General features: G+C 73.0%; 3 protein-coding genes. 2 read left to right on the forward strand and 1 reads right to left on the reverse strand.

The features are described from left to right. Positions 1-108: 108 nt before the first annotated feature. On the reverse strand, positions 109-591 hold the full coding sequence (locus tag SACSA_RS0104805; protein ID WP_019813992.1) for a tRNA adenosine deaminase-associated protein: 483 nt from the start codon (positions 589-591) through the stop codon (positions 109-111). 74 nt (positions 592-665) lie between these two features. Between SACSA_RS0104805 and SACSA_RS0104810 the strand changes: the two genes are divergently transcribed. Together SACSA_RS0104810 and SACSA_RS21540 are read left to right on the forward strand one after the other, a co-directional pair. Next, on the forward strand, positions 666-1898 hold the full coding sequence (locus tag SACSA_RS0104810; protein WP_019813993.1) for a M20 metallopeptidase family protein: 1233 nt from the start codon (positions 666-668) through the stop codon (positions 1896-1898). Positions 1899-1952: 54 nt separating this feature from the next. Then, the coding region (locus SACSA_RS21540; RefSeq protein WP_019813995.1) for a prephenate dehydrogenase/arogenate dehydrogenase family protein at positions 1953-2310 on the forward strand (358 nt) is incomplete at its 3' end.

A 2310-nucleotide genomic window follows, 5' to 3' on the forward strand; every position in this document is an offset into this window, starting at 1 on the left:
CGAGGACCACGGCGCCGATCGGCACGTCGGCCGTGCCCACCGCGCGCCGGGCGTAGCCGAGTGCCGCGCGCACGGCGCCGGTCTCCACCGCACCCGGTCGCACGCCCGTCACATCTCGTCGAGCAGCTTCGTGTACTCCTCGCCGAAGCCGCAACGCTGCGCGATCATCTGAAGCTGCTCGTCCGGGTACAGCTCCACCTCGTTCACGATCACTTCGAGTTCCGGTCCGGGCATGCCGAGGTCGGCCAGGATCTCCAGATCTCCCTCCGGCCAGACCACGTCGTCATCGTCGTCGGGTGCCTCGGCCCGCAACAGGTCGAGCACGTCGGCGGCGATGTCGTAGTCGAGCGCGGCCGCGGCGTCCGACAGCAACAGCACCGCGCCGCCCGGCGTCGGGCGGACGATGACGAAGAACTCGTCGTCCACCGCGAGCAGACCGAAGACCGCACCGGTCGACCGCAACGCGCGCAACTCGGTGATCGCGGTGTCCAGCTCGGCCAACGCCGCCGGGTCGAGCGAGCTGCACCGCCACCGGCCGTCCTCACGTGTCACGGCCATCGCGAACCCCGTGATCGGCTCCTTCACCGCCATGCGCCCACCGTATACCGACAACGGTCCGAACGAACGACGAAACCTCGGCCCCCGGCGTGCCACCATCTGTACGCATGACGGGACCCACGGAACTGCCCTCCCTGCCCGACGCGCGCTTCGCCGGGCTGCTCGGCGAAGCGCGCGCCCTGCACGCCGAGACGGTCGCGACGCGGCGCCGCATCCACCAGCACCCGGAGGTCGGCCTCGACCTGCCCGAAACGCAACGGGCCGTGCTGGACGCGCTGGACGGACTTCCCCTCGAGATCGACCTCGGCACCACGACGACGTCGGTCACCGCCGTGCTGCGCGGGGCGGAACCCGGTCCGGCCGTTCTGCTGCGCGCCGACATGGACGCGCTGCCGATGCCCGAGGACACCGGCCTCGAGTTCGCCTCCGAGGTGGACGGGGTGATGCACGCGTGCGGCCACGACACCCACGTGGCGATGCTGGCCTCGGCCGCGCGGCTGCTCGCCGCGCACGCGGGGGAACTGGCGGGCTCGGTCGTGTTCATGTTCCAGCCCGGCGAGGAAGGCCACCACGGCGCCCGGCACATGATCCACGAGGGTGTCCTCGACGCCGCCGGAACGCGGGTCCGCCACGCGTTCGCCCTGCACACCTACGCCAACCTGCCGACCGGTGTCGTCGCCACCCGGTCGGGTCCCGTGCTGGCCTCGGCGGACACGTTCTCCGTCCGGGTGATCGGCGCGGGCGGGCACGGGTCCATGCCGCACAACGCCGTGGACCCCGTCCCGGCCGCCGCCGAGATGGTCACCGCGCTGAACACGATGGTCACCCGGAAGGTGAATGTCTTCGACCCGGCCGTGGTCACCACGACCCGCATCGCGGCGGGCACCGCGGACAACGTCATCCCGGAGACCGCGGAGCTGCTCGGCACGATCCGCACGCTCTCGGACGAGACCCGCGCGCTGCTGCGTGCCGAGGTACCCAAGCTGTGCGAGAACATCGGCGCCGCGCACGGATGCCGGGTCGTGGCCGACGTCGAACCCGGGTTCCCCGTCACCCACACCGACCCGGAGCGCACCGAGCGCGTGCTCGACCTCGCCGCCGAGGTGCTCGGCGCGGAGCACGCGGTGCGCATGCCCGATCCGGTCATGGGCGCGGAGGACTTCTCGTACGTGCTGCAACGGGTGCCGGGCTCTTTCGCCTTCCTCGGCGCGTGCCCGCCCGGGGAGGACCCCGGCCGGGCCGCGCCGAATCACTCGAACCGGGTGCGCTACGACGAGGACGCGCTCGACTACGGAGTGGCGCTGTACGCCGCGTACGCGCTCGACGCGCTCCGCCGGTGACGGGCCGCCTCGATCCGGCCGAGTGTGTCCACAGCCGCGTCCGCATAGGGCAGGATGGGCGCCGTGCGTGACGTGTGCGTGATCGGACTCGGGCTGCTCGGTGGATCGGTGCTGCGTGCGGCGGTGACCTCCGGGAGAAAGGCGTGGGGTGCCACGGCCTCCGCCGCCGACGCCGACGCCGCGTCGGCCGAGGGGTTCGACGCCTCCACCGACACCGCCGCGGCGCTGCGCCGCGCGACCGCCGAGGACGCGCTGGTGGTGGTCGCGGTGCCGCTGACCGAGCTGGAGCCGGTGCTCGGGCTCGTGGCCGAGCACGCTCCGGAGTGCCTGCTGACCGACGTGGTGAGCGTGAAAGCGCCCGTGCGCGACGCCGTGCGCCGGGTGACGCCCCGGGCGCGGTTCGCGGGCGGGC

This window comes from Saccharomonospora saliphila YIM 90502 (assembly GCF_000383795.1).
In the GTDB taxonomy this organism is placed as follows: Bacteria; Actinomycetota; Actinomycetes; order Mycobacteriales; family Pseudonocardiaceae; genus Saccharomonospora; species Saccharomonospora saliphila.